The following is a 25,178-nucleotide window of genomic DNA, read 5'->3' as shown; positions in this document are numbered from 1 at the left end:
TGACGGATGTTCTGGTCCGAAGAAGCTCCCGAGTCGACGCTCATCGCTCGACGACGTTCGGCCGATCGAGCCGGAAGCGCCACGAGACTTCGGCGAGAACGTTATTCTCGTTTACTGGAAACTATATTGTCGCGGCGAGGAGCGGGCCGAAGTGACCAGTACGGAGAACGGGACGGGCGTGGCGGCCGGGGACGAGCGGATGCTCATCGATGGAGAGCTGCAGGTCACGGCGGGTGGGGCCGTGTTCGACGTGGTTCATCCTGCGAGCGAGGAGGTCGTCGGGCGGGCGAGTGACGGAACTGTCGGCGATATGGAGCGGGCGGTCGAGGCGGCTCGGCGGGCGTTCGATACCACCGATTGGGCGCGCGATGTGGAGTTCCGGTACCACTGCCTGATCCAGTTGGCCGACGCGCTGGAGCGGGAGAAGGAGTGGCTGCGGCGGGTTCTGGTGACCGAGGTGGGGTGCCCGGTCAGCGTGACGCGCAGTCAGATCGATGAGCCGATCGACGAGGTGCGGCACTGGGCCGAATATGGGCGGGCCTTCGAATACGTGGCCGACAACGGTGTGCACCAGACGCCGCTGGGCCCGGCGCTGCGCAAGATCTTCTACGAGCCCACCGGAGTGGTCGGCGCCATCACGCCGTGGAACGTGCCGTTCTACCTGAACATCGCCGAGACGATGCCCGCGCTGATGGCCGGCAACACCGTCGTGCTCAAACCCGCGCAGCTCACGCCGTGGTCGGGCAGCGAATTGGGGCGCATCCTCGCCGAGGAGACCGATATCCCGGCCGGGGTGTTCAATGTCGTGACCTCCAACGCCAACGAGGTCGGCGCGGCACTGAGCGCGGACCCGCGCGTGGACATGATCACCTTCACCGGTTCGACAGCGACCGGCCGGGCGATTCTGGCGGCCGCGTCGGCGACGGTGAAGAAGACGCTGCTCGAATTGGGCGGCAAATCCGCGCATATCGTGCTCGACGACGCCGACCTGTCCGCATCGCTGCCGCTCGCGGCAATGATGGCGTGTGTGATGAGTGGGCAGTCCTGCATTCTGCCCTCACGAATCCTGCTGTCCCGCAAGCGCTATGACGAGGGTCTGGCGATCCTCGAGACGAGTATGGCCAATTTCCCGGTCGGCGACCCGTGGACGCCGGGCGTCATGCAGGGCCCGCAGATCAGCCAGGCCCAGCGCGAGAAGGTGTTCGGTCTGATCCGCTCCGGGATCGATTCGGGCGCACGGGTTGTCACCGGCGGCGGCACCCCCGCGGATCTGCCGGTCGGCTATTACGTCCAACCCACGCTGCTCGCCGATGTGGACCCGAATTCGCGTGTGGCACAGGAGGAGATCTTCGGCCCGGTACTGACAGTGACGCCGTACGACACCGAGGACGAGGCCGTCGCCATCGCGAACAACTCCATCTACGGGCTGTCCGGCGAGGTGTCCGGCGCCGATGTGGACCGTGCGGTGTCGGTGGCGCGGCGCATGCGGACCGGCAACGTCACGATCAACGGCAAGAGCCACTTCGGCATCGGCAGCCCGTTCGGCGGCATCAAACAATCCGGACTCGGGCGACGCAACGGCGACGAAGGTTTCAAGGAGTACCTGGAATCCAAGACCGTCGGCATGCCCGCCTGAGGCGATAGGCACTGTCGTGAAATTCTGGACCGGCACGGCGTTCACGCCGACGACAGACGCTATCGCGTTGGCGCGCATACTCGACGAGGTCGGCTTCGACGGGATCGTGGTCTCCGATCACCTGATCTATCCGCGCGAGCTGACCTCACCGTATCCCTCCCCCACCGGCAAACCGATGTGGACGCCCGATACCGCCTGGCCGGACTCGTGGGTACTCATCGGCGCGATGGCCGCTGTGACACAACGGATTCGGTTCACCAACGCCGTCTACGTCGCACCGGCCCGGCCGCTGTTGGAGGTGGCCAAACAGGTGGCCACCGCCTCCGTCATCGCCGACGGCCGCGTCGCGCTGAGCGTCGGGGCGGGCTGGATGCGCGAAGAGTTCGAGTTGCTGGGTCAGGAGTTCGGTAATCGCGGCAAACGCCTGGACGAGATGATCGAGGCACTTCCGGCGCTGTGGCGCGGTGGCTGGGTGTCCTGGACCGGAAAGCATTACCGCATACCGGAACTGATGATCGAGCCACACCCGCCCGAGCCGGTTCCCATCATGTGTGGCGGCGAGTCGGAGGCGGCGATGCGGCGCGCGGCGCGATTGTGCGACGGATGGGTCGGCAGCGCCTACACCTGGGACGAGGCCGTACACCGGGTCCAGAGGCTCACCGCGCTGCGTCGCGAATACGGCCGCCAGAGCGAACCTTTCGAGATCATGTTCGCATTCCGCGAGAAGCAATCGGTCGATCTTTTCGAACGCGCCGAGGACCTCGGGGTGACCGCGGTGATGTGCAGCCCGTGGGCGCGAACGACCGAGCCGCCCGAGCAGACCGGCGGTTCGCCCGCCGACCGTTACCGACCGCAGATCGAGCGATTCGCGCAGGACATCCTGTCCAGGATGCGGTAGCGCCCACGAAGGAGATCAGATGACGCAAACCCGTGCTGCACAACAGGATCCGAGGCCGCCGCAGGGCGATTGGCTGGGCACGCCGTATCTGCGGTTCACTCGGGAAGGTCCGTTCGGGGTCTGCACGCTCGATCGCCCCGAGGCCCGCAACGCGATGACCCCGGCGATGTATTTCGGCATCAAGTACGCGGTCAACCACGTCGGTTCCGACCCGGATCTGGCCGGGCTGCTGATCACCGGCACGGGCGATGTCTTCGCACCCGGCGGCGATATGGGTGGCGGCGGCAGCGACAACTGGATGAGTTTCGGTTCGGCGCTGGGTATGGACGCCCTGCCGTTCGAAACCTTGCGCCAATCCGCGAAACCGGTGGTGGCGGCGGTGAACGGATTGTGTCAGGGCGGCGGGCTACAGATCGCGCTGTGCGCCGATATGGCCGCGGTCAGCGAACGCGCCACCTTCCGGGTGCCCGAGCTGTACCGCGGGATCGCCGATACGTACTACAGCCAGATGCTGGCCCGGCTGATCGGGCCGGTGCGCACCCGCGACCTGATGTTCACCGGCCGCACCCTGACCGCACACGAGGCGCTGGACTGGGGCATGATCGCCCGCGTCGTCCCGCACGAGGAACTGGCCGCGGCGGCCCGCGAGGTCCTCGCACAGTGCTGTCGCACCGCGCCGGACGCGCGTGCGGCGATCAAATCCAGTCTGGACAGTTATCTGGGCCTCTACGACCGGATCGGCATGCAGGCGAGTCTGCGCAAACCCGAAGCGGCCGAGGGGTTCCGGGCTTTCAAGGAACGGCGCTCACCGGACTGGGTGCATCCCGAACTGCGGCTCGACGGGCGGCTGTGAGCGTCCCAGCGGTCGGCCCGGTCGCTGGTCACCCGATCGCGCGGGCAATATCGAGCCCCTGCTGTATCCGCGAAACAACCTCGGCACGAAAGGATTCCAGATCCTCTGGCCGCTCGCCGAGTTGCCCGTCGAGATATCTCCGGTACACGCCCGCCAGAATCGCCGCGGATCGCCACGCCGTGAACGCCCGCCAGTAGTCGAGGTCGGCGACCGAGCGACCGGAACGTTCGGCGTAGCGGCGGACCAGATCGTCACCGTCGGCGAAACCGGGTTGCCGGCCGGGCGGGCGGGAGAATCCCGGCCGCAGGTCCGGCGCTGTCCAGGACCGCAGGAAATACGCCAGGTCCAGCAATCCCTCACCGAGAGTGCACAATTCCCAATCCAGGACTGCCAGCAGACGACCGTCGCGGTTGATCAGCGCATTGCCGAGCCGGAAGTCACCGTGTACCAGACACGACGTCGTCTCGGCCGGGCGATGCTCGACGAGCCAGGTGTGCAGGACGGCCATGTCCTCGAGGTCGTCCAGTCCGGCCGACTTCCACTGCGCTGCCCACCGCCGCAGTTGCCGGTCGAGATATCCACTGCGACGGGACAATTCGCCGAGCCCGGCGCGGTCGACGTCGATGCCGTGCAGGGTCACCAGGGCATCGATCAACTCCTGTCCGGCCCGCTCGCGCGCAGCGGGCGCGGGCAGGAATTCCTCGGCGTCGGACTCCGAATCCACCACGACGCCCTCGACGTACTCCATGACGTAGAACGGTGCGCCGGTGACCTTTTCGTCGTCGCAGGCGCCGAGCATCCGAGGCACCGGCAGGCCGGACCCGGCCACCGCCCGCATGACGTCGTGCTCCCGAATCACATTGTGTGCGGTGGCGAGCAGGTGACCGACCGGCGGACGACGCAGCACATACCGCCGACGATCGCGATCGGTCACCCGATACGTGAGGTTCGAATGCCCGCCGATGATCCGTTCGTAGGTGAACGGCGGCGCGGCGTGGGCCACCCGCTCCGCCAGCCACCGTCCCACCGACGCGACATCGATTCCGACCGGCGTCCCGGACGACTCCGAACTCACTGCCCCACCACCCTGTTTTCACCGAATGACGAACGGATTACCCACCGGCGCACCGGTATTGATCCACACGGTCTTGGTGTCGAGGAACTCCTCGACGGCCGCGCTGCCGTTCTCCCGGCCGATACCCGAATCCTTGACCCCGCCGAACGGAGCCATATAGCTCACCGCCCGATAAGTATTCACCCAGACCGTGCCCGAGCGGATGCGATCGGCCATCCGGAATCCGCGACCGATGTCGCTGGTCCACACACCGGCGGCCAGACCGTACCGGACATCGTTGGCGAGGGCGACCGCATGATCCTCGTCGCGGAACGTAATCACCGCCAGGACCGGGCCGAACACCTCCTCCTGTGCGATCCGCATCCGGTTGTCGACTCCGGTGAAGATCGTCGGCTCCACGAACCAGCCCCCGGTGCCGCATTCGGGCCCGGTGGCCGGACCGCCCCCGCACACCGCGACCGCACCTTCCTCCCGCGCGATCCTGATGTACTCCAACACTTTTCGATACTGCGCGGGCGTGGTCACCGGACCCACCTGTGTGGTCTCCAGCATCGGATCGCCCATTCGGGCCGTGCGCGCCAATTCGACCACGCGCGCGACGAATTCGTCGTGAATGCTCTCCTGCACCAGCAGTCGCGAACCAGCCAGACAGGTCTGCCCGGTGGCCGCGAAGATGCCGGAGACGACACCGTTGACGGCCGCGTCCAGATCCGCGTCGGCGAACACGATATTCGGTGATTTCCCACCGAGTTCCAGCCCGACGTGCTTGAAATCGCGGGCCGCGGCCTCGCCGATGAACCGGCCGGTGCCGTCCGATCCGGTGAAGCTGATCTTGCGCACCAGCGGATGTTCCACCAGCGGCGATCCGACGTCCGGACCGAACCCGGTCACCACGTTGATTACACCGGGCGGCACACCGGCCGCATCGAACAGGCGGATCAGCTCCAGGGTCGAGGCGGAGGTGAACTCCGAGGGCTTCACCACCACGGTGCATCCGGCGGCCAGCGCCGGAGCCAGCTTCCAGGTCAGCAGCATCAGCGGCGAATTCCACGGGGTGATGATCCCGACGACGCCGATCGGCTCCTTGCGGGTGTAGGCGAAGTAGCCCTTCTTGTCCAGCGGCAGTACCGAACCCTCGATCTTGTCGGCCAGACCGCCGTAGTAGTAGAACCACTGCGGCAGATAGCTGAGCTGGGCGTACATCTCGGCGAACAGCTTGCCGTTGTCGCGCACCTCGAGATGGGCCAGTTCCTCGGCGTGCTCGGCCAGGACGTCGCCGAGTGTGCGCAGCAGCGCACCGCGCCGGCTGGCGGTGTACTCGGGCCAGGGGCCCGAGGTGAGCGCTCGATCGGCGGCGCGGACGGCGGCGTCGACATCCTCGACGCCGCCCTTCGCGATTTGCGCCCACGAACTACCCAGGAACGGATTGTCGCTGGGAAACCATTCACCACCGCTGGGCGAATGGTCCTTCCCATCGATGAACATCGGATAGGTCCGCACGGCAGTCACGGTTCGGCTCAGCCCTGGGCCGGACCCGTGGGAGCCGCGGCAGGCGGGGCGTGATGCTGGGCCTGCAATTCGTTGAACTTCTGCGCGCCCGCGGCGATGCCGACCGGAATCGCCAGGGCCACACCGCCGACCAACGCGCCCACACCGCCGACCGCGACCGCGCCCACCAGGCAGGTGGCGGCGAACGCCGGGACGGTCATGGTGCCCGCCGTCGCCAGCGCCATCAGCGTTCCGCCGGTCGCGACGCCGAACGGGCAGCCGATGGCCGCGCCGACCACCGAACCGGCCAGCGAACCCACGCCCATCGCCATACCCATGTGCGGATTTGCCGCTTCCACAGCCTGATTCAGGTCGGACATCACGTCATCGGGCGGCTGCTGTGCCGGTGCGGATTGCGCCGGTGCCGCGACCTGGACAGGAGCCGGTGCCGCGAGTCGAGCAGGGGCCGCGTGCGCGGCGGTCGACTGGGCCGACGGACCGGCCGCCGGGATCGCCGCCCCGGCCACGGTGTGACCCGCGGTGTCCTGGATGCCGAACTGCCCGCCCTGGACGGCGACCGTGCCGAAAGGAGTGCGCAACACGGCGAGACCGGTGGCCGCATCGTCGCTGTATCGAACGCCGGGCGCGACGTCGGTGGAGACGGTGGGTGTTTTCGCCGAACCGGCGGGGACAGCGGTGTCGGCGTTCGCGACACCTGCCGCCGCGACAACCGCCATCGCGGTCAATGCGGTGACCGCCGCGCCTCGATTTTTGAATGTCATCTCTTACTCACAATATGAATAGTTCGGAAATCGGACGGAATACCGGAATTACTGCGCGCCATTCTGCACCGGAACGGGTGCGGCGATCAGTCCCTTGGAATGCAGTGATTGATATTGCTGATTCAATGCGTTCAACGTCGCGGGCGATCCGGAGACGACACTGCCGACAGTCCCGCCGACGAATCCCAGTGCGGCAGCGCCGATGAGGCAGCCGCCGACGATTCCGACCGGGGTGAGCGGAGCGACGGGGAGGAACAGCGTCCCACCGGTGACGGCGCCGACTGGGCATCCGACCAGGATGCCTGCCGTCGTGCCGACGACGCGTCCCACCGTGGAGTCGTTCGAGAAGGTTCCCGCGACGCCGTCGAATGCCTTCATGTATTCGGCGCCCGGATCGACCGGCGCGGTCTGCGGCGAATTATCGGCGGGGGCCGCTGGATTCGATTCCGATGCGGATTGCGCCGGATTCGCCGCATCGGCGTTCGCAACGCCTGCGGAGATCACCGACGCCGCGAAAATCATTGTGGCCATAGCGGTAGCTCGAGAAATGTGATACATCGTCGCAGGTCCTCATCATGCGTGCGAACAAAGGTGGAAATGAGATTCTCTGACACGGAGAATAATGGGCGATGAGGCGTGTGTTTGAAAAATGAAAATTTGCTATGCGCCCATACGCGATCGGCATACCCGCACGCGCACGATCAGTCCGCGCGATCACCTCACGGCCGACGCGGGCGCATCGGCTCGATCGCCTCCGGATCGCCGTGCCATTGCGCCGACAACCACCCGCCCGCGGTCACGGCCGCGCGCATCGACCGCGCGAGCTCCTGCGCCACGATGTCCACCGCGGCGGGCATCCGGCCCGTACGCGACATGCCCAGCACGATCGATCGCCGAATCTCCGGCTGCCGCAACGGCGCTGCGCTCAACCTGCCCTCGGCGACATCCGCGACGATCCCCGACGCGGGCAGAATCGTCCAGCCGTGCCCGTCGATGACGAGCAACTTCTGCAGATGCATCGAATTGGTCTGCACCCCGATGTCGAAGACCACGTCGGCCTTCGCCGCCGCCGCATCGATCAACACCCGCAACGCGTGTCCGGCCGAGGGCATCACCACCGGATGTGCCGCCACCTCGGCGAGGGCCACCGGCCGATCCGCACTCAGTCCCGCATCCATGGTTGCCACGGCCCACAGCTGCTCGCTGACCAGTGGAGCCACATTCAGCGACGGCGAGTCGGACAGGTTGTACAGCAGGCTCAGATCCAGGTCGCCGTCGTCCATCCACCGTTGCAGATGTCCGGAATACGCTGTGAGAATACGCAATTCGATACCGGGATGACTGCTCAGCACCGCCGCGGTCAGCCGGCCCGCGATCAGATCGACGGCACTTTCCAGCAGGCCGACGGTCACCACCCCGCCCACCACCCCGGGCGGCGGGGTGATCTCGGCCCGCGCCCGCCCCAACTCCCGCAGCGCCCGCCCGGCCCGCTCGACCATGACCGCACCCGCATCGGTCAGCCGCATACCGGTGTGGCTGCGCTCGAACAGCTCCACGCCGAGTTCGTGTTCCAGGGTGCGAATCTGGCGCGTCACGGCCGGCTGGACCAGGTGCAGCAGTTCGGCCGCCCGCGTCACACTCCCCACCTCGGCGACGGTGACCAGCGCCTTGAGCTGTTTGAGATCCATGCGCTGCTCCTGACGAGGCGTTTTCGAGGGTGCGAGAATCGCCTTCTCTCTATACCTCATTTAGATTCTGCGAGTCTCGCGTGGACAACGAATTTCCGGCGAGTCAGCACGGGTCCACGGGCGTGAGCTCACGCTCGAGCGCCTGCGCGTAGTCCCGGAAGACCCGATCCAGCGAGATCGAGGGGTCCAGCAGCCAGGTGGTTTCCATTCCGCTCAGGAAGGCGGACACCTCGACGGCCTTCACCGCCGGATCAATGTCCGCACGAAATCGGCCGGTGCGCTGACCTCTGCGGATACCTTCGGCGATGACCTCCACACTCGCCCGGTGCCGATCGAGCAGCCGAGCGCGCAGCGGGGCGTCGGGGTCGAGATTTTCGGCCAGCAGGACGGTGTACATGCCGATCAGATCCGGTGCGCGACGAAAACGCTCCACCACGTTCTCGATCTCCGCGATGACGTCGCCGCCGAGGTCGGCGTGCTGCTCGTCGTCCGCGTCGCGGACATCGAGCACCGCGCGCAGCAACTGGTCCTTGGACTCGAAATGATGCAGCAGCCCCGCACGGGTGACCCCCGCCTTCTCCGCGATCTGTGCGAGCGTGGTGTTTCGCCATCCGTACCGCGTGAGCAGGCGTTGTGCGACCACCAGAATCCGCGAACGACGCTGCTCACCCTTGGCGAGCAACGCCTGATAAGGCCGGGTGGACTCGCGAGGGGGCACCGGACTCCTTAGCTCGGCGAAACTTACCGACTCAACAGTAGGTCTATCGCATCGACGTCACAAGACGCACCCACTTCCGCGATCGAGAAGATAAACTCTTGTTAGAGAGAACCTTATTCTCGTTAGGATAGAACCAAGATATCCAAGAAGGAGCCGGGCGTGAGTGAGCAGAGCACGGACCGTATCGCATTCATCGGCCTGGGCACGATGGGCTCGCGCATGTCCCGACGCCTGGTGCACGCGGGATTCGAGGTGATCGGCTTCGATCCGGTCGAGGCGGCCCGCGCGGATCTGGTCGCGGCCGGGGGACGTGCGGCCGCGACAGTGGCCGAGGCGGTCACCGGCGCCGAGTACGTGATCCTCATGCTGCCCAGTTCCCGGGTCGTGGAATCCGTACTCGACGACGCGGCGCTGCTGGACGCGCTGAAGCCGGGCATCGCCGTGATCGATATGAGTTCGTCGGAACCGGAATCGACCCGAAAACTGGCCGCCGCCTTGGCCGAACGCAAGCTGACCCTCGTGGACGCACCGGTTTCCGGTGGTGTGCGGGGCGCGGAGGCCGGGACGCTGACAATCATGGCCGGGGGTCCGGGCGATGCGATCACCGAGGTCCAACCGATCCTCGCTCCGCTGGGCACGGTCCGGCACGTCGGCGGGACCGGAGCGGGCCACGCGGTGAAGGCGATCAACAATCTGCTCGCCGCGACGAATCTGCTCGCCGCCGCGGAAGGGGTGGCCGCCGGTCGCCGGTTCGGCGTCGACCCGAGCGTCATCATCGAGACGATCAACACCGCGAGCGGCCGCAGCGCTGCCACCCAGCTCAAATTCCCGCAGAACATCCTGCCCGAGACCTACGACTCCGGATTCGCCCTGGCGCTCATGCTCAAGGACATGCGGATCGCAACGGATCTGGCGCGATCGGTCGGCGCGCCCGCGACGCTCGGCGAGCAGGCGGTCGAGCTGTGGAGCCGCGCGGCCGCGGACCTGGATCCCGCCGCCGACCAGACCGATATCGCCCGCTGGGTGGACCGGCCACGAAATCCCTGACACACCAACCTGTTCCGCTTCGTCATCCAACCGGGAGTTCCCATGACCACCGTCGAAATCAACTCGTCGCCCCGCCACGTCGGCCACCGCCCCGACCGCGGCTTCGCGTCACGCTCGCCGATCCACTCCACGGTCACCGAGATCCTGGACTACTTCGGCAAGTGCCCGCGCTGCGGATATCCTGCCACCGCAGCACATCTCGCGCACACCTACGCGGATGGCACCTCCGATTCGGAGATCATCGCCACCTGCGGCCAGCCGTGCGGCTGGCAGGGTCCGGCGACCGTCACCAGGATGACGCACGCCCGCGGGCGGCGATAGGCACCCCCACCAGCGACACTCATCTCCAGGCCCACGGGACACATCGAGCCCGTGGGCTTTTCGCTGTTTCAACGCGGATCACACCGGACCGGACACCTCCAGCGCGGAGGGCGATCCGGCTGCGAGAGTGCCGAAGACTCCCTCGATCACCTGCATCTTTAGAGTTTCACTTCCATGAAACGAGAGTCATGTTCTACTCTGAGTGAGAATTAGATTCTTACATTTGCTCGGTGGAGGTGGTTCGTGGACTCCGAAGCGTTCACGGGGATTCGGGTGGTCGAGCTCGCGCAGTGGGTGTTCGTGCCGGTGGCGGGAGCGCTGCTGGCGGACTGGGGCGCGGAGGTGATCCGCATCGAGCGGCCCACCGGAGATCCCTATCGGCAGCTGGCCACCCAGCGCATCGGATCGGACAGCGACGGCGTGAATCTGTCCGTGGCCCTGGCGAATCGAGGCAAACGGTCGATGTCGATCGATCTGAGCACCGAGCGCGGGCGCGAACTGCTGCACGAGTTGCTGGCCACCGCCGACGTATTTCTCACCAACTTCCGGCCGGGCGCGCTGGAGCGGCTCGGGCTCGACGCCGAACGACTCACCGCCAGGTATCCCCGGCTGGTGTACGCCCGCGGTCACGGGTTCGGGGTGCGCGGGCCGGGTGCGGACAAGCCGGGGTACGACTCCTCCGCGTTCTGGGCGCAGGGTGGTGTGGCGCATGTGCTCACCCCGCCCGAGCGGGACCACCCGATCAGTCAGCGCGGCGCGATGGGCGACCGAAACGGCGCTGTCGCACTGGGATTCGGCATCTCCGCCGCTCTGCTGCGACGTGAACGCACCGGCAGCGGCGGCATCGTGGACGTCTCACTGCTGGCCGCCGCGATGTGGATGCTGTCCTCCGATGTGCTCGCCGCCTTGTCGGGCAATCGGCCGCGAGCGGTCTCGGGCCGCGGCGGATCGGTGAATCCGCTCGTGGGCAGCTATCGCACCAAGGACGGTCGGCACATCCAGCTGGTCTTCCTGGAATCGGATCGCTACTGGGCCGATTTCTGCCGGCTGATCGGCCGCGAGGAACTCATCGAGGATCCGAGGTTCGTCGACCTGGCCGCTCGCGGAACCAATCTCGCCGCGTGCGTGGCCGAACTCGAGGCCGAATTCGCCCAGCGGACCTTCCAGGAGTGGAAGGATCTGCTCGCGGATCTGGACGCGCCCTGGGCGCCGGTGCAGGCCGTGGAAGAGTTGCTCGAGGATCCGCAGGTGCAGGCCAATCAGTACCTGGGCCGGGTGGACCTCGAGGACGGTCGCTCCTACTCCCTGCCCACCGGGCCGGTGCAGTTCGACCAACATCCCCCGCAGCTGCGGCGCGCACCCGAGCACGGCGAACACACCGAGCAGTGCCTGCTCGACATGGGCTATTCCTGGGACCGGATCACCGAACTCAAAGACGCCGGAGTCATCCCGTGACGCGCCCGGTGCCGATCCCGGACGACTCCTCCGCCGAGTACTGGGCCGCGGCCGCCCGGCACGAACTGCGCATCCCCCGCTGCGCCCGATGCGACGCGTATTCCCTTCCCCCCGAGGCGATCTGCCAGCACTGCGGATCGACCTCGCCGAACTTCCGCTACGAGCGAGTGAGCGGGGACGGCGCGGTCCGGTCGTGGACGACGGTGTACCGGGCGACACTGCCCGGATTCGCCGATGACGCGCCGTACCTGCTCGTCGACGTCGAACTCGCCGAGCAGCCCGATCTGCGAATGATCGGCCGTCTGCTGGATGGTCCGAACAGCGTGCTGCACCAGGGTGATTCGGTTCGAGTCGGCTTCGAGGACATCGCCGATGACGTCGCGATACCCGCGTTCGTCCTGGCCACCGAAGCGCGGGCCCGATGACCGGCCGGTTCCGCGCGGGCGGCACGGTGGCCGTCGTCGGATTCGCGCACAGCCAGGTGCGGCGGCACTTCGACCGGCCGCTGGGCGCGGTCACCCTCGACACCGCGCGCGCGGCGATCGCCGATGCGGGACTGCGATCGGCGGATATCGACGGATTCGTCGCTGCCGCACTGTTTCCCACCGCCGGGGCGCACGCGGTCCAGGACGGTGTGAGCACCGTGACCGCGGGCTGGCTGGCCCAGCGCATCGGCTCGGATCCGCGCTATGTCGCGGGATTCCAGGGCATCGGCCAGATATCCGGCTCGGTTGCCATGGCGGTCAACGCGATTGCCGCCGGTGCCGCGGATTACGTTGTGCTGCACCGTGCCCTGCACAACCCGGCCGGTGGCTACCACGACAATCCGGCGACCGCGATCGGCGGTGCGCAGCAGTGGACCGCGCCGCAGGGCTACAGCGGTCCGCTGTCGATGATCGGGTTGCCCTACAACGAATATCTGCAACGCTACAAAGCCGATCCGGCGGCAATGGCGCACGTCGTCGTGGAGGCCCGCCGGAACGGGGCGGCGCTGCCCTGGTCGTACTGGTATCAGCGGCCGATCACCGTCGAGGAGTATCTGGAAGCGCCGATGATCAGCGATCCGGTGCGTCGCCTGGACTGCGATATCCCGGTCGACGGCGTGGCCGCCTTCGTGCTGACCTCCGCCGAGCGCGCCCGCGATCTGCCGCATCCCCCGGTCTATGTCGCGGGATATGCCGGGAGCGGGCCGATACCGCCTCGCCTGCCATCGCATTGGCCGTTGGACGACATCATGACCGGGGGCGCGGCCACCGCACGACGACTCTGGGAGGCCACCGGCCTCGGTTCCGCCGACGTGGATCTGCCGCAGCTGTACGACGGGTTCTCCCCGTTCGTCTACTTCTGGCTCGAATCACTCGGCCTGTGCCCCGTCGGCGAGGCGCATCGCTTCGTGCAGGACGGCGGCATCGACTCGTCCACCGGCCTGCCGGTGCTGTCCGGCGGCGGAGCCCTGGGCACCGGTCGCATGCACGGGATTCCGCAGATGCTCGAGTGCTACCTGCAACTGTCCGGACGCGCGGGCGCCCGGCAGCGCGCCGCGGCGAGGGTGGGCCTGGCCTGCCAGTCCTGCCCGCACTACGGCGGCGCCGTGCTCTACACCAGCGAGCCGCTATGACCTTGTGCGGCAACGACGAAGGAGATCAGAACGTGCCGACGATCCTCGCCGAGCGGCGATCGTATGTGGCCGGTCGATGGGTGACGGGTGAGACTCCCTTCGCCGTCGAGAATCCGGCCGATGAATCCGTGGTCACCGAATTACCGGCCACACCCATGGCCGAGATCGAGCGCGCCGTCACCGAGGCCAGGCGATCATTCGACAGCGGCGTGTGGGCCCAGGCCACAGCGGCCGAGCGCGCACGTGTCCTGCGCATTTTCCTGGACCGGCTCGAGCAGGACCGCGACGCACTGGTCGCGACCATGGTCGCCGAGGCCGGGCAGCCGCTCGCATTCGCCGAACGATCCCAGTTCCTCTCGGGAATCACGCTGGCGCGCAACACCATCGAGCTGTACCTCACGATGCCCGAAGAACGGACCAATCCAGTTCCGGTGGACGAGCTGACCCGCGGCCGGGTCGCGCTGAGCATCCGCCGATACGAACCCGTCGGCGTGGTCACCGCGATCACGCCCTACAACGCCGCGTTCATCATGGCGTTGCAGAAGATCGTCCCGGCGCTGCTCACCGGCAATTCGGTGATCCTGCGGCCGAGTCCGCTCACGCCGATCTCCTCGCTGATCTTCGGCGCTGCCGCCGAGGCGGCCGGACTGCCGCCCGGGGTGTTCAGCGTCGTCGTCGAGGCCGGGTCCGCGGGTGCGGAGCTGCTCACGAGTCACCCTGCGGTGGACATGGTTTCGTTCACCGGATCCACAGTCGTCGGAGCGACGATCGCCGCGCAGGCCGCATCGACGATCAAGCGGGTGGCGCTGGAGCTCGGCGGCAAATCGGCCCAGATCTACCTGCCCGACGCGGTGTCCAAGGCGGGCGCTGGGGCTGCCGCGGTGGTCGGCGGGATGGCCGGGCAGGCATGTGTCGCGGCCACCCGGATGCTGGTGCCGCAGGATGCCAAAGACCAAGTGATAGAAGCCGTTTCGAAGGTGTACGCCGGACTTCGGGTCGGCGCGCCGACCGATCCGGCGACCGCGCTCGGCCCGGTGATCAGCGCCGCGCAGCGGGAACGCTGTGAGCGCATCATCGCTCAGGCAGTCGAGGCGGGCGCGACCCTCGCCCAGGGCGGCCGACGTCCTGCGGAATTCGAGCGTGGCTACTACGTGCAGCCGACCGTGCTCGACGTGCCAGACAACGCCAATCCCGCCGCGCGAAAGGAGATCTTCGGACCGGTGCTGTCGGTGATCGGCTACCGCGACGTCGACGACGCGATAGCCATCGCCAACGACAGTCGCTACGGGTTGTCCGGCCAGGTGTACGGGGCCGATCCCGCCGCGGCGACCGCCGTGGCACGGCGACTGCGCACCGGTGCGGTCAACGTCAACACCGCCCTGTTCAGCGCGTACGCGCCGAGCGGCGGCTACAAGCACAGCGGCCTGGGCCGCGAGCGGGGCCCGGACGGCATCCGGGCCTTCCAGGAAGTCAAACACCTGGTCATCGGCGAATTCCGGTGACCACCAACCCATCCGAAGGAGGAACCATGTCCGAACTGTCCCTCGACTGGTTGATCTCGGTCGACGACCACATCCTCGAGCCCGGCAATCTGTGGGTGGACCGGGTGCCACGCGCGGACCGCGATCGCGCACCGCATCTGGAGGTCGGCGACGACGGCATCGACTGCTGGGTGTACGACGGCAAGCGCTTTCCCAGCTCGGGCCTGAGCGCGGTGGCCGGGAAGTCCAAGGAGGAGTTCAGCCCGAAACCGCTGCCCTACAGCGAGATGCGGCCCGGCTGCTATGACGCGAAGGCCCGCGTCGAGGATATGAACCGCGCGGGAATCCTTGCCTCGCTGTGCTTCCCGACGGTCACCCGGTTCTGCGGCCAGCTCTTCTCCGAGGGCAGCGATCGCGACTTCGGCCTGGTCTGCCTGAAGGCATACAACGACTGGATGATCGAGGAATGGTGCGGCGCGGCGCCGGGCCGCTACATCCCGCTGGTGCTGATTCCGCTGTGGGATCCGAAACTCGCCGCCGCCGAACTCGAGCGTTGCGCCGCCAAGGGCGCGACCACCTTCGCGTTCTCGGAAAATCCCGCGCCCCTGGGACTTCCGACGATCCACGACGCCGGGGGCTACTGGGATCCGGTGATGGCCGCGGCCAACGATCTGGAGATGGTCGTCTCGATGCACGTCGGCTCGTCCTCGACCGTGCCGCAGATCGCCCCCGACGCGCCGTTCCTGGCCAACCTCGCCTGGGGCGCCACCCGCACCTCGGGAGCGATGCTGTCCTGGCTGTTCAGCGGCATGTTCCAGCGCTATCCGAAGCTCAAGATCGCACTGTCCGAGGGCGAGATCGGCTGGATGCCGTACTTCCTCGAACGCGCCGAACAGGTGCTGGACAAGCAGCGGCACTGGGTCAAGAAGGGGATGAAGTGGGGTGATCACGCGGCCAGTCACCACGTGGATCTCGATGCGCTCGACATCCGAAGCACGTTCCGGGAGCACGTCTTCGGCTGCTTCATCGAGGATGTGCACGGGATCGCCAGTATCGATGTGATCGGCGAGGACAACATCATGTGCGAAACCGATTATCCGCATTCGGACTCCACCTGGCCGAACTGCATCCAGACCGTGCGGCGGGTCATCGAGCATCTGCCCGAGCAGACGCAGTACAAAATCCTGCGCGGCAACGCCGAACGGCTGTACCGCTTCACCCCGGCCGAACCTCCGGTTCTCGCCGGAGTCTGAGATGGCGGACTGGACGGTCCGGGTCGACCGATCCGCCTGCCTGGGCTGTGGCGTCTGCCTGGACTACGCACCGCGCAGCTTCGTGCAGGACGAGGACGGGCAGGCCGTGCTGCGCGAGCCGCCCGGCGACGAGTTGGACCGGGTCCGGGAGGCGGTGGGCGCATGTCCCACCGGCGCACTGCAATTGGTGATCGGCAGCGATGCCGAGTGACGAGAGTGAATTCGAATGATGCTCGAAGGTAAGGGCGCGGTCGTCACCGGCGCCGGGTCCGGCGTGGGTGCGGCCTCGGCGGCGCGGTTCGCCGCCGAGGGCGCCCGCGTGCTGTGCGCGGACATCCGCCTGGAAGCGGCCGAGGAGACCGTGCGCCGGATCGAGAAGGACGGTGGCACAGCGGTTCCCATCGCCTGCGATGTCGCGCACGAGGACGAGGTCTCCGCGATGATCGCCGCGGCGGCCGAGCACTTCGGCCGCCTGGACGTGGTGTACAACAACGTGGGCGTGCCGACGCCGCGACTGGGCTCGAAACTCGAGGACCACACGGCCGAGGATTTCCAGCGATTGTTCGCGATCAATGTGGGCGGGGTGTTCTTCGGCTCCAAACATGCTGTCGCACAGTTCAAACGGCAGGGCGGCGGCGGTGTCGTGCTCAATACCGGCTCGGTCGCGGGGCTGGTGGCCTGGGGCGGTGCGGTGTACGCCGCCACCAAGGGCGCGGTCCATCAGCTGACCAAGGCCGTGGCGATCGAGGGCGCGCCGTTCGGCATCCGCGCCAATGCGATCTGCCCGGCGGGCATGCCGTACACCGGATTCATGGCGGCCGGTGGCCTGTCCGGAGATCCGGACACGGTCGCCCAGCGCACCGCGGCCAACCATCCACTCGGCCGCCCGATCACCGCCGAGGACTGCGCCGAGGCCGCGGTCTTCCTGGCATCCGAACGCGCCGCGAACATCACCGGCGTACTGCTGCCGGTCGACGGCGGATATGTGGCGAGGTGAGATCATGTCCGCAGCAACACGATTGGACCGCGCACGGGTCCGCGAACTGTTCGATCTGCGCGGTTCCTATCTCGTGCAGACCGGCGGCGACTACCAGGACGATCCCTATCCGGTCTGGCATCGGCTCCGCGCACAGGCGCCGGTTCAGCCCGGCACGGTGCACGAGCTGACCGGCTATCCGGGTCGGGCGGTGTTCCACGGGCTGCCCGAACCGGATCGGGAACATTTCTCCGCATTCGGTTTCGCCGCTTGCGATTCGGCGTACCGCAACCCCGAGGTGTTCGTATCCGCGCCTCATCCGGTGGATCCCAATCAGGGTCCGGTCGGCGCGACGAACAGCATGCTCGCGATGAGCGGCGCTCAGCACCGCAGATATCGGGCGCTGGTGCAGCCGTCGTTCACGCCGTCGAATGCGGGCTGGTGGATCCACAACTGGATCGAGCGCACCGTCCACGAACTCATCGATGGCTTCATCGACGAGGGCCGCGCGGAACTCAACGTGGATTTCTGCGCGGCCATCCCGGTGCTCACCATCACCGGCAGCTTCGGTGTTCCGGTGGATCAGGCGCTGGAGATCCGGGCGGCGTTGCAACGGCCGGACCGGGTCGTGGAGCTGATCCGCCCGCTCGTGGCGGCGCGGCGCGAATCCCCGCGCGACGATCTGCTCAGTGTCCTGGTCCAGGCCGAACTTCCGGGCGAGGACGGCGCGCCCGAACGGCTCACCGATGCCGAGATCCATTCGTTCGCAGTGCTTCTGCTGACCGCCGGATCGGGAACCACCTGGAAGCAGATGGGCATCACCCTGACTGCGCTGTTGCAGCGACCCGAGATACTCGAGGCGGTCAGGGCCGACCGGACGCTGCTGCGCCCGGCCATCGACGAGGCGCTGCGCTGGCAGCCGACCGATCCGATGTTCTCCCGATATGTCATGCGTGACATCGACTTTCACGGAGTGCATCTGCCCGAGGGCGCGGTGCTGCACCTGGGCGTGGCCGCGGCCAACCGGGATCCGGCGCGCTGGCCGGATCCGGACGTCTACGACCTCACCCGAAAACCCCGGCCCTCCTTCGCCTTCGGCAGCGGTGCGCATGCCTGCCTCGGCATGCATGTGGCCAAGGCGGAGATGGTGACCGGGATCGGCGCACTGCTGGACCGGCTGCCGAATCTGCGCCTGGATCCCGACGCCCCACCGCCGCGCATCATCGGCCTGTACGAGCGCGGCGCGACCGAAATTCCCGTGCTGTTCGGCTGAGCACACAACCCTGGAGGCACAGTGCCCGATTCCACCTACCGACCACCCGACATCACCCTGCGGGGCGCCGAACACGTGGCCCGTTACCGCGAAACCGACGGCGAGATCGGCTACACCTGGAACGGCGTTCCGATCCTGTTGTTGACCACGACCGGACGCAAGTCCGGCAGCCGCCGGACCTCGGCGCTGATCTACGGCAGGGACGGCGCGGACTATCTCGTGGTCGCCTCGACCGGCGGCGCACCGCGTCATCCGGCCTGGTATCTCAACCTGCGGGCGCATCCCGAGGCCGAGATCCAGATCAAGGCCGAGCACCTGCCGGTCCGCGCGCGGACCGCGACCGGCGAGGAACGCGACCGGCTCTGGAACATCGTCACGGCATACTGGCCGAACTACGACGCGTACCAGGAACGCACCCGCCGGGTGATTCCGGTCGTCACGCTCAGCCCCGTCTGAAAGGCAGGTCCGCTGTGGTCACATCGGATTCCTCGGTCACGCACGACACCCCGGCATGGGCCGATCGCGCCGCGGCGCGCTCACGCTCGGTGCAACGTTCGCGCATCCGCAGTATCGAGCAGGCGCAGACCATCGTCGCCGCGGCCCGCCGCCTGCTCGAGACCGAGGGCTCCGGTTTCACCACACAGCAGTTGTCCAAGGAGGCCGGCATCGCCCTGCAGACCTTCTACCGGCATTTCGCGAGTAAGGATCAACTGCTGCTGGCCGTCTTCGAGGACTTCCTGATCGAGGCGTCGGCCAGGCTCGCCGAGGCCGCGAAGGAATTGCCGGATCCGGTGTCCCGCTTGCGTTTCTACATCTCCTCCGCACTGCATTCACTGGACGGCGCCCAAGGCGCCGCACCGAAATTCGTCACCGCCGAGCACTGGCGGCTGTATCAGTTGTTCCCCACCGAGATGGCCGGGGCCAATCAGTCCTTCGCGGATCTCATCGAGCAGGAACTGCGGAATGCCAACCAGCAGAACCTGCTGCACTCCGCCGACCCGGCCGCCGATGCGTGGCTGGCGACCAAACTCGTCATGTCGGTGTACCACCACTACGCGTTCGCACCCTCACCAGCCGATACCGGCGATTTCGGCGAACGCCTGTGGTCATTCTGTCTGGCCGCCTTCGGCGGCCATCTCCCCGAGAGGTAATGGTGCCGCGCAATGGAGCAAGCACCCGTATTTTCCACCGGCCGTGATCTCGACGCCGCACTCGACGCCCTGCGCCCCTGGCTGGCCGCGCGGCTCGACGCAGCCGAGGTCGAGATCGACCCGCCCAGCTATCCGCAGGGTGCGGGCGCTTCCAACGAGACCCTCCTGATCCGGGCCCGCGCCGACGGCCGCACCGCGGAATTCGCCGTGCGGATCGCCCCCGGTCCGGACCATCAGATGTACTACGAACCCCGGTTCCGGCTGCAGTACGACATCCTGCGCGCACTGTTCGGCAGATTCGATGTCCGGGTGCCCGAACCACTCTGGTTCGAATCCGATCCCACCGTTCTGGGCAGGCCGTTCTATGTGATGCGGCGCTTGCTCGGACGGGTGCCGGTGAGCATGCCGGTGTACAACTCCTCGGGCTGGCTGTTCGAGGCCACCCCCGCGCAACGCCGGACGCTGTGGCAGAACTCGATGCAGCAGCTCGGCGCGATCCACTCTGTGCCGATCTCGGAGGTGGCGTTCGTCGACCGGCCCGAACACGGTGTGTCCGGGGACGAGCAGCAGCTGTCCTATTGGCAGGCGTACGCCGACTGGGCTTTCGGGGAGAAGACGCCGGAGGTCGCGGCGGCGCTGTTCGAATGGCTGGACGCGCACCGACCCGCGGCTTCGGCGCCCGGGCTGTCGTGGGGTGATGCCCGGATCGGGAATATCATGTACGACAACGACTTCCAGGTTCTCGGGGTGATGGACTGGGAACAGGTCTCGCTCGCCGGACCGGTGGCCGATCTGGCCTGGTGGCTGCTGTTCGACGAATCGCTGTCGGCCGGACAGGGCATACCGCGTCTGGCGGGGCTGGGCACGCGCGAGGAGACGATCGCGCTGTGGCGCGAATCCACCGGCCGCACACCGGACGATCTGCACTGGCACGAGGTGTTCGCCCGCTTGAAGGCCGGACTGCTGAGTCTGCACAGCCGCCGCTCGCTGCCGCCGATGGCGCGCACCAGCACCCGGCATTTCTCCTATCTGCACCACGCCTGCGATCTGGCCGGTCTGGTTGTGCCCGAGGGGATTCGATGAACAATCCCGCACCCGACGACGAAGCGGTCGTGCTCTCGCCGCAATGGCTCACCGCCCTGCTGAGCACCGGTCATTCCAACGCCGTCGTGACCGGCACCGAGGTGGTCCAGCGGCTGGAAACCGTCGCTACGAAGGTGCGTTTCCGAGTCGACTACGCCCAGCCGACCGATGCGCCCACGGCCCTGTGCGCCAAGGGATACTTCAACCCCGCCCTGCGGCGTGCCACCCGCGCCGAGGCCGACTTCTATCGCCTTGTCGCCCATCATCTTCCGGTGCGCACCCCACCGTGCGTGCACGCCGCGGTGGACGATCGGACCGGTCACGCACTGGTACTGATGCGAGACCTCGTCGCCGAGGGAGCCCACTTCCTGGATCCGCGCGTGGGGTACCGGGCCGAGCAGGCCGCGGCCACGCTCGACCAACTCGCGGCCCTGCACGCGGCCACCTGGGACGGGAAACTCCCCGTGCCGGCCGGAAATTTCCCGCCTCGCCCGGTATCGCTCGCCAAACACCTGACCGTCGAGCAACTGCAAGCACAGCTCGAAGACGGTCGCGCACAGGCGATCTCGACCGAGGTGCACAGCGCCGACCGGCTCATCGCGGCGATGGGCGCGATCGGCGCACTCGCGCGGGATTCGGCGACCTGCCTGGTGCACGGCGATCTGCACACCGGCAATATCTACCAACTCCCCGACGGCAGTCCGGGCCTGATCGACTGGCAGGTCGTCCAGCACGGCGTCTGGGCCCTGGACGTCGCCTACCATCTGGCGACCGTCCTGGACCCCGACGATCTGGCCCGGCACGAACGCGAACTGGTCGAGCACTACCTCGACCGCCTGGCCGCGCACGGCATCACCCCGCCCGATCGTGACCGGGCCTGGTGGCTGTACCGCGCATTACTGCCGTACGGCCTGTTCATGTGGGCGATCACCCGCGCGGTCGAACGCCCGATCATCGAACATCTCACCGACCGGCTGGCCCGCGCGGTCGAACGCCATCGCAGTCTGGATCTACTCGACGTCTGAGTGCAGCGCCCGTTCGAATACGAACGGGCGCTGCACTATTCACGAACCGAGGAGCTGCCGTCGTCCGACGGCAGCTCCTCGCGTCACTCCCCGCCGGTGGCGGGTTTGCGGCCGTGCCGCATCAGCACCGCGATGACCAGGGCGACGGCGGTCGTGCCGACCATCACCCAGAAACTGTCGGTGTACCCGCGATCGGCGAACACCTGCGGAATCACCTGGCTCGTCGTATGACCCGCGACATCGATGTGCGCGACGACCGGGTTGTTGTTCAGCAGCGCCGTCGTCACCGCCATGGCCGCGCCGGTGCCCAAACTGGTTGTCACACCGAGCATTCCACTGCTGACGCCCTGCTGCTCCGGCGGCACCGCCTCGACGATCAGGGAGGGCAGCGCGGCGTACAGGAAGCCGAAGGCGATGCCGGACAGGATGTACAGCACCAGGTAGGTGACCAGGCTGTACTGCGAGACGGCGAATCCGATGGCGGACACGGTCAGCAGCGCGAAGGCGATGATCGCGGGTATCCGCCCGCCGATCCGGCGAATCAACGCTCCGGCGAACGGCCCGACGATCATCCCCAGGACCCCGGCCCACATACCGATGTGCACCGCGTACTGGACCATGCCGTACCCGTTGCCGTAACTGTAACCGGGGTCCAGGAATACCCGGATCATGTCTCGCGGTATCGGATGTCCCGCAGCCTGCGCGTGCGCCGCCGCACCCTCGGCGATCTGCCCGCGCAACGTCTCACTGCTCGGCGTCTGGGTCATGTATCCCAGCGCCAGCGGCTGCACGGCGGTGATGCCCATACCGATGACCGTCATCAACAACACGACGCTGACCTTCGGATTCAGCAGTAGCCGCATATCCATGATCGGCCGCGACACCCGGCGCTCGACGACGACGAAGGACACCAGCAGCAGCAGGCCGACGATCAGCCACAGCAGACTGGTCGCTCGCGTCCAGCCCCAGTTCTGCCCGTTGTCCAGGTACAACAGGGTCAGCAGCGCACCCGCGGACAGCAGCACCGCACCGAACGGATCGATCCGATCCCGCAGCCGCACAGTGGATTCCGGCACCAGCAAGATCACCAGCGGAGTCAGCACGATGGTGAAGATGGCCAGGAACCAGAACATCGAGCGCCAGTCGAAATGGTCGACCAGCACTCCGCCGATCAGCGGCGCGGCCACACCGGAGAAGCCGACGCCGGTCCCGATGAAGCCGAGCCCGATCGGAACATACTTGCGGGGCAGCAGATCTCGTACCAGTCCGTAGGAGATGAACTGGGTCGCGATGGCGAATGCGGACAATCCGCGCCCGATCAGGAAAATGGTCCAGTTGCTCGTCGAAGCGCAGATCACGCATCCGGCGAGGAACAGCACCCCGCACACGAGCAGCATCCGCTTCTTACCCCAGATATCGCTCGCCTTGCCGAGGACCGGTGTGGCCGAGGCGCCCACGAGCCCGAGGATGATCACGGCCCAGTTGATGTTGCCGCCGACCGTGGGGAACGTCGCGGTCATCTTCTGCAGTGCCGCGGCGACCATCGTGTACTGCAGCGGGGCGATTTCGGTGTAGAGCACGATCACAAGGAGTATCGCGGCGATGCGGAATTTCGAGGCGTCGTCGAGTCGGCCGGCGCTGTGGGTGACCGCTGCGCCGGTATCGTCCGGCACCGGACTGGTCTGGGTTGTGGACATGGGTGTCTCCCGGAAGGAATGGAACGAACGGCGAAAAGACGCCGGGAATTACGCGGAACGCAGGTTCCGGCGCAGCAGGAATTTCTGGACCTTGCCGCTCGCGGTGCGCGGGAAGTCGGTCACGATGTGGATCTCCTCGGGCCATTTCTGTTTGGCCAGACCGGCATTCGCGAAATGCGCGCGCAGATCCTCGAGGGTGGGAGCCGGAATATCGGCGGCCAGCCGCAGCACCGCGGCCACGTGCTCGCCCAGGCGGGTGTCGGGTGCGGCCACGGCCGCCGCCTCGACCACGCCCGGCATGGTGATCAGTACGTCCTCGACCTCGAGCGCGCTGATGTTCTCACCACCGCGAATGATCAGATCGGTGGTGCGGTCGGTGATCGTGATGTAGCCGTCGGCATCGAGCGTGGCGACGTCCCCGCTGTGATACCAGCCCTGTGCGTCGAATCGCGCGGTGGTGAGCGCGTCGTCGGTGTAGCCCAGGCACAGATCCGGTCCGCGACTGAGGATTTCGCCGTCCTCGGTCAGGCGCACCTCCACACCGCGCGCCGGGCAGCCGTCGGTGTAGATCCGCTTGTCGCGGGAATCGGTGTACTCCGACACCGTCATCGACGGATGTTCGGTACTCCCGTAGGACCGCGCCACCTCGATCCCCAGCGCCGTGAGCCGCTCGACCACCGCGACCGGCACGGGCGCTCCGCCCAGCCCGGCGTACTTGATCAAGGCCAGATGTTCCGGGGTGAAGTTCGGATGATCGATCAGGCTCGTCATGTAGTACGGCACGCCGCCGCCGACGGCGATGCCGTACGCGGTCATCAGCTCGAGCACCTGTTCGGGATTCCAGGTGTCGACCATATCGATGGTGCTGCCCTCCAGCACCGGGACCAGGAATGCGGTCAGCATGCCGATGAAGTGCCCGACCGGCGCGGTGATGAGTTGCGGGGTCAGGTCGGCGGGACGTCGCGCGGTCATCTGCCGGGTCTCGAACAGCAGGGTCCGGTGGCTGTGCACCACGCCCTTGGGCGCGCTGGTGGTTCCGGAGGTGAAGGCGATCAGCACCGGCGCGGCCGGATCCACCGCGGCGTGGCCCTGCCACGCCTGGTCGGCGAGCAGGGCGTCGAAGTCCGTGCCGGGATCCTGCCCGCCCACGACGCCGACGATCGGCACTCCGGCGTACACCTCGGGATCGTAAGTGCGCGAACCGAATCGGTCGGCGGTGAGGAACACTCGCGGACGGACCGATTCGAGGATGTGGCCCACTTCCCGATGCCCGTAGATGTGCACGATGGGCACCACCACCGCGCCCAGCAGCGAGGCCGCCCAGAACGCGGCCGCCGCCTCCATCCAGTTCGGCAGCTGGAACGCGACGGTATCTCCGGCGGTGACGCCGCGGGCGCGCAGACCGCCGGCCAGTCGCCGCGCCACCAGTTCGACGTCGCGAAAGGTGCCCTGCCACGGCCGGGCGGTGGAATGGACGCGGAACTCGGTATCCGGTGCGGCGGCCAATCCGCGAGTGAGCAGATCCGCGATCGAGTCGGCGGTCCACCACCCCTCGCGTTCGTACCGTTCGACCAGATCCGGGGGGACAACACGCATAGTCGAGCTCCAATGCCCTGCACGACAGCCGGCGGCTCGCTCCGCCGCTCCATCGAGGTGATCC

At 67.3% G+C, this 25,178-nt stretch carries 25 protein-coding genes; 17 read left to right on the top strand and 8 right to left on the bottom strand.

All coding sequences use genetic code 11. The annotated features are described in order from the left end of the window. Positions 1–199: 199 nt before the first annotated feature. Genes K7711_RS40785 through K7711_RS40775 form a run of 3 tightly spaced genes read left to right on the top strand, consistent with a single transcriptional unit; the run spans position 200 to position 3,387 of the window. Positions 200–1,636 (top strand): aldehyde dehydrogenase family protein, encoded by a 1,437-nt coding sequence (locus tag K7711_RS40785; protein WP_235748575.1) that lies wholly within the window; start codon positions 200–202, stop codon positions 1,634–1,636. 16 nt (positions 1,637–1,652) lie between these two features. Next, complete coding sequence (locus K7711_RS40780) at positions 1,653–2,534, top strand: TIGR03619 family F420-dependent LLM class oxidoreductase (protein ID WP_222977278.1); 882 nt, start codon at positions 1,653–1,655, stop codon at positions 2,532–2,534. Between the two features lie 19 nt (positions 2,535–2,553). Continuing rightward, positions 2,554–3,387 carry an enoyl-CoA hydratase/isomerase family protein gene (locus tag K7711_RS40775; protein ID WP_222977276.1) on the top strand — a complete coding sequence of 278 codons (834 nt, stop codon included), beginning with the start codon at positions 2,554–2,556 and terminating at the stop codon, positions 3,385–3,387. A gap of 28 nt (positions 3,388–3,415) precedes the next feature. Here the strand turns inward: K7711_RS40775 and K7711_RS40770 are convergent, their stop codons facing one another. From K7711_RS40770 to K7711_RS40745, 6 genes are all read right to left on the bottom strand, one after another. Next, positions 3,416–4,462: a phosphotransferase family protein gene (locus K7711_RS40770; RefSeq protein ID WP_222977274.1), complete on the bottom strand. Its 1,047-nt coding sequence runs from the start codon at positions 4,460–4,462 to the stop codon at positions 3,416–3,418. Positions 4,463–4,480: 18 nt separating this feature from the next. Further along, the gene (locus K7711_RS40765; protein WP_222977337.1) at positions 4,481–5,947 is read right to left on the bottom strand and encodes an aldehyde dehydrogenase; all 1,467 of its coding nucleotides are present in this window, start codon (positions 5,945–5,947) and stop codon (positions 4,481–4,483) included. Positions 5,948–5,979: 32 nt separating this feature from the next. Beyond that, the gene (locus tag K7711_RS40760; RefSeq protein ID WP_222977272.1) at positions 5,980–6,732 is read right to left on the bottom strand and encodes a hypothetical protein; all 753 of its coding nucleotides are present in this window, start codon (positions 6,730–6,732) and stop codon (positions 5,980–5,982) included. 48 nt (positions 6,733–6,780) lie between these two features. After that, positions 6,781–7,263: a hypothetical protein gene (locus tag K7711_RS40755; RefSeq protein WP_222977271.1), complete on the bottom strand. Its 483-nt coding sequence runs from the start codon at positions 7,261–7,263 to the stop codon at positions 6,781–6,783. Between the two features lie 188 nt (positions 7,264–7,451). Then, positions 7,452–8,420 (bottom strand): LysR family transcriptional regulator, encoded by a 969-nt coding sequence (locus K7711_RS40750; protein WP_222977269.1) that lies wholly within the window; start codon positions 8,418–8,420, stop codon positions 7,452–7,454. A 103-nt stretch (positions 8,421–8,523) separates the two neighbouring features. Beyond that, positions 8,524–9,138 carry a TetR/AcrR family transcriptional regulator gene (locus K7711_RS40745; protein WP_222977264.1) on the bottom strand — a complete coding sequence of 205 codons (615 nt, stop codon included), beginning with the start codon at positions 9,136–9,138 and terminating at the stop codon, positions 8,524–8,526. Positions 9,139–9,297: 159 nt separating this feature from the next. Here K7711_RS40745 and K7711_RS49145 point away from each other — a divergent pair, with 159 nt between their 5' ends. The 14 genes from K7711_RS49145 to K7711_RS40675 all read left to right on the top strand — a co-directional run bounded on the left by K7711_RS49145 (position 9,298) and on the right by K7711_RS40675 (position 21,821). Continuing rightward, positions 9,298–10,185, top strand: a complete 888-nt coding sequence (locus K7711_RS49145) for an NAD(P)-dependent oxidoreductase (protein WP_222977263.1) — start codon at positions 9,298–9,300, stop codon at positions 10,183–10,185. A 42-nt stretch (positions 10,186–10,227) separates the two neighbouring features. After that, positions 10,228–10,506, top strand: coding sequence for a hypothetical protein (locus tag K7711_RS40735; RefSeq protein WP_222977262.1), 279 nt, complete (start codon positions 10,228–10,230; stop codon positions 10,504–10,506). A 243-nt stretch (positions 10,507–10,749) separates the two neighbouring features. Next, on the top strand, positions 10,750–11,961 hold the full coding sequence (locus K7711_RS40730; RefSeq protein ID WP_222977260.1) for a CaiB/BaiF CoA transferase family protein: 1,212 nt from the start codon (positions 10,750–10,752) through the stop codon (positions 11,959–11,961). Next, positions 11,958–12,386 (top strand): Zn-ribbon domain-containing OB-fold protein, encoded by a 429-nt coding sequence (locus K7711_RS40725; protein ID WP_308015176.1) that lies wholly within the window; start codon positions 11,958–11,960, stop codon positions 12,384–12,386. The genes K7711_RS40730 and K7711_RS40725 overlap by 4 nt, the downstream gene beginning before the upstream one ends. Next, on the top strand, positions 12,383–13,579 hold the full coding sequence (locus tag K7711_RS40720) for a thiolase family protein (RefSeq protein WP_222977258.1): 1,197 nt from the start codon (positions 12,383–12,385) through the stop codon (positions 13,577–13,579). The genes K7711_RS40725 and K7711_RS40720 overlap by 4 nt, the downstream gene beginning before the upstream one ends. 32 nt (positions 13,580–13,611) lie before the next feature. Further along, complete coding sequence (locus tag K7711_RS40715) at positions 13,612–15,081, top strand: aldehyde dehydrogenase family protein (protein ID WP_308015175.1); 1,470 nt, start codon at positions 13,612–13,614, stop codon at positions 15,079–15,081. A 26-nt stretch (positions 15,082–15,107) separates the two neighbouring features. Next, entirely contained in the window at positions 15,108–16,313 is a 1,206-nt protein-coding gene (locus K7711_RS40710; protein WP_222977246.1) for an amidohydrolase family protein, read from the top strand. A gap of 1 nt (position 16,314) precedes the next feature. Beyond that, positions 16,315–16,524: a ferredoxin gene (locus tag K7711_RS40705; protein WP_222977245.1), complete on the top strand. Its 210-nt coding sequence runs from the start codon at positions 16,315–16,317 to the stop codon at positions 16,522–16,524. A 15-nt stretch (positions 16,525–16,539) separates the two neighbouring features. Further along, on the top strand, positions 16,540–17,310 hold the full coding sequence (locus K7711_RS40700) for an SDR family NAD(P)-dependent oxidoreductase (protein ID WP_235748532.1): 771 nt from the start codon (positions 16,540–16,542) through the stop codon (positions 17,308–17,310). 4 nt (positions 17,311–17,314) lie between these two features. Next, positions 17,315–18,562 (top strand): cytochrome P450, encoded by a 1,248-nt coding sequence (locus K7711_RS40695; RefSeq protein WP_040832697.1) that lies wholly within the window; start codon positions 17,315–17,317, stop codon positions 18,560–18,562. Between the two features lie 21 nt (positions 18,563–18,583). Then, positions 18,584–19,018 carry a nitroreductase family deazaflavin-dependent oxidoreductase gene (locus tag K7711_RS40690; RefSeq protein ID WP_222977244.1) on the top strand — a complete coding sequence of 145 codons (435 nt, stop codon included), beginning with the start codon at positions 18,584–18,586 and terminating at the stop codon, positions 19,016–19,018. Between the two features lie 14 nt (positions 19,019–19,032). Further along, positions 19,033–19,713: a TetR/AcrR family transcriptional regulator gene (locus tag K7711_RS40685; RefSeq protein WP_308015174.1), complete on the top strand. Its 681-nt coding sequence runs from the start codon at positions 19,033–19,035 to the stop codon at positions 19,711–19,713. A 12-nt stretch (positions 19,714–19,725) separates the two neighbouring features. Continuing rightward, positions 19,726–20,796, top strand: coding sequence for a phosphotransferase family protein (locus K7711_RS40680; RefSeq protein WP_222977242.1), 1,071 nt, complete (start codon positions 19,726–19,728; stop codon positions 20,794–20,796). Beyond that, entirely contained in the window at positions 20,793–21,821 is a 1,029-nt protein-coding gene (locus K7711_RS40675; RefSeq protein WP_222977241.1) for a phosphotransferase family protein, read from the top strand. Before K7711_RS40680 ends, K7711_RS40675 begins: the two co-directional genes overlap by 4 nt. Positions 21,822–21,904: 83 nt before the next feature. Here the strand turns inward: K7711_RS40675 and K7711_RS40670 are convergent, their stop codons facing one another. Beyond that, the gene (locus K7711_RS40670) at positions 21,905–23,518 is read right to left on the bottom strand and encodes an MFS transporter (RefSeq protein WP_222977240.1); all 1,614 of its coding nucleotides are present in this window, start codon (positions 23,516–23,518) and stop codon (positions 21,905–21,907) included. A gap of 48 nt (positions 23,519–23,566) precedes the next feature. After that, positions 23,567–25,114, bottom strand: a complete 1,548-nt coding sequence (locus K7711_RS40665) for an AMP-binding protein (protein ID WP_222977239.1) — start codon at positions 25,112–25,114, stop codon at positions 23,567–23,569. Between the last annotated feature and the right edge of the window lie 64 nt (positions 25,115–25,178).

Source organism: Nocardia coffeae (genome assembly GCF_019890715.1).
Lineage (GTDB): Bacteria > Actinomycetota > Actinomycetes > Mycobacteriales > Mycobacteriaceae > Nocardia > Nocardia jiangxiensis.
The sequence above is the reverse complement of the archived record's forward strand: the minus strand, read 5'-3'. Positions and strand labels throughout refer to the sequence as shown.

What these genes read in the sequence shown, in the direction of transcription:
- K7711_RS40785 (WP_235748575.1), top strand. Translation starts at nt 200, where the DNA reads ATGCTCATCGATGGAGAGCTGCAGGTCACGGCGGGTGGGGCCGTGTTC.
- K7711_RS40775 (WP_222977276.1), top strand. Translation starts at nt 2,554, where the DNA reads ATGACGCAAACCCGTGCTGCACAACAGGATCCGAGGCCGCCGCAGGGC.
- K7711_RS40765 (WP_222977337.1), bottom strand. Translation starts at nt 5,947, where the DNA reads ATGTTCATCGATGGGAAGGACCATTCGCCCAGCGGTGGTGAATGGTTT.
- K7711_RS40760 (WP_222977272.1), bottom strand. Translation starts at nt 6,732, where the DNA reads ATGACATTCAAAAATCGAGGCGCGGCGGTCACCGCATTGACCGCGATG.
- K7711_RS40755 (WP_222977271.1), bottom strand. Translation starts at nt 7,263, where the DNA reads ATGGCCACAATGATTTTCGCGGCGTCGGTGATCTCCGCAGGCGTTGCG.
- K7711_RS40750 (WP_222977269.1), bottom strand. Translation starts at nt 8,420, where the DNA reads ATGGATCTCAAACAGCTCAAGGCGCTGGTCACCGTCGCCGAGGTGGGG.
- K7711_RS40735 (WP_222977262.1), top strand. Translation starts at nt 10,228, where the DNA reads ATGACCACCGTCGAAATCAACTCGTCGCCCCGCCACGTCGGCCACCGC.
- K7711_RS40720 (WP_222977258.1), top strand. Translation starts at nt 12,383, where the DNA reads ATGACCGGCCGGTTCCGCGCGGGCGGCACGGTGGCCGTCGTCGGATTC.
- K7711_RS40710 (WP_222977246.1), top strand. Translation starts at nt 15,108, where the DNA reads ATGTCCGAACTGTCCCTCGACTGGTTGATCTCGGTCGACGACCACATC.
- K7711_RS40705 (WP_222977245.1), top strand. Translation starts at nt 16,315, where the DNA reads ATGGCGGACTGGACGGTCCGGGTCGACCGATCCGCCTGCCTGGGCTGT.
- K7711_RS40700 (WP_235748532.1), top strand. Translation starts at nt 16,540, where the DNA reads ATGATGCTCGAAGGTAAGGGCGCGGTCGTCACCGGCGCCGGGTCCGGC.
- K7711_RS40695 (WP_040832697.1), top strand. Translation starts at nt 17,315, where the DNA reads ATGTCCGCAGCAACACGATTGGACCGCGCACGGGTCCGCGAACTGTTC.
- K7711_RS40680 (WP_222977242.1), top strand. Translation starts at nt 19,726, where the DNA reads ATGGAGCAAGCACCCGTATTTTCCACCGGCCGTGATCTCGACGCCGCA.
- K7711_RS40675 (WP_222977241.1), top strand. Translation starts at nt 20,793, where the DNA reads ATGAACAATCCCGCACCCGACGACGAAGCGGTCGTGCTCTCGCCGCAA.
- K7711_RS40670 (WP_222977240.1), bottom strand. Translation starts at nt 23,518, where the DNA reads ATGTCCACAACCCAGACCAGTCCGGTGCCGGACGATACCGGCGCAGCG.
- K7711_RS40665 (WP_222977239.1), bottom strand. Translation starts at nt 25,114, where the DNA reads ATGCGTGTTGTCCCCCCGGATCTGGTCGAACGGTACGAACGCGAGGGG.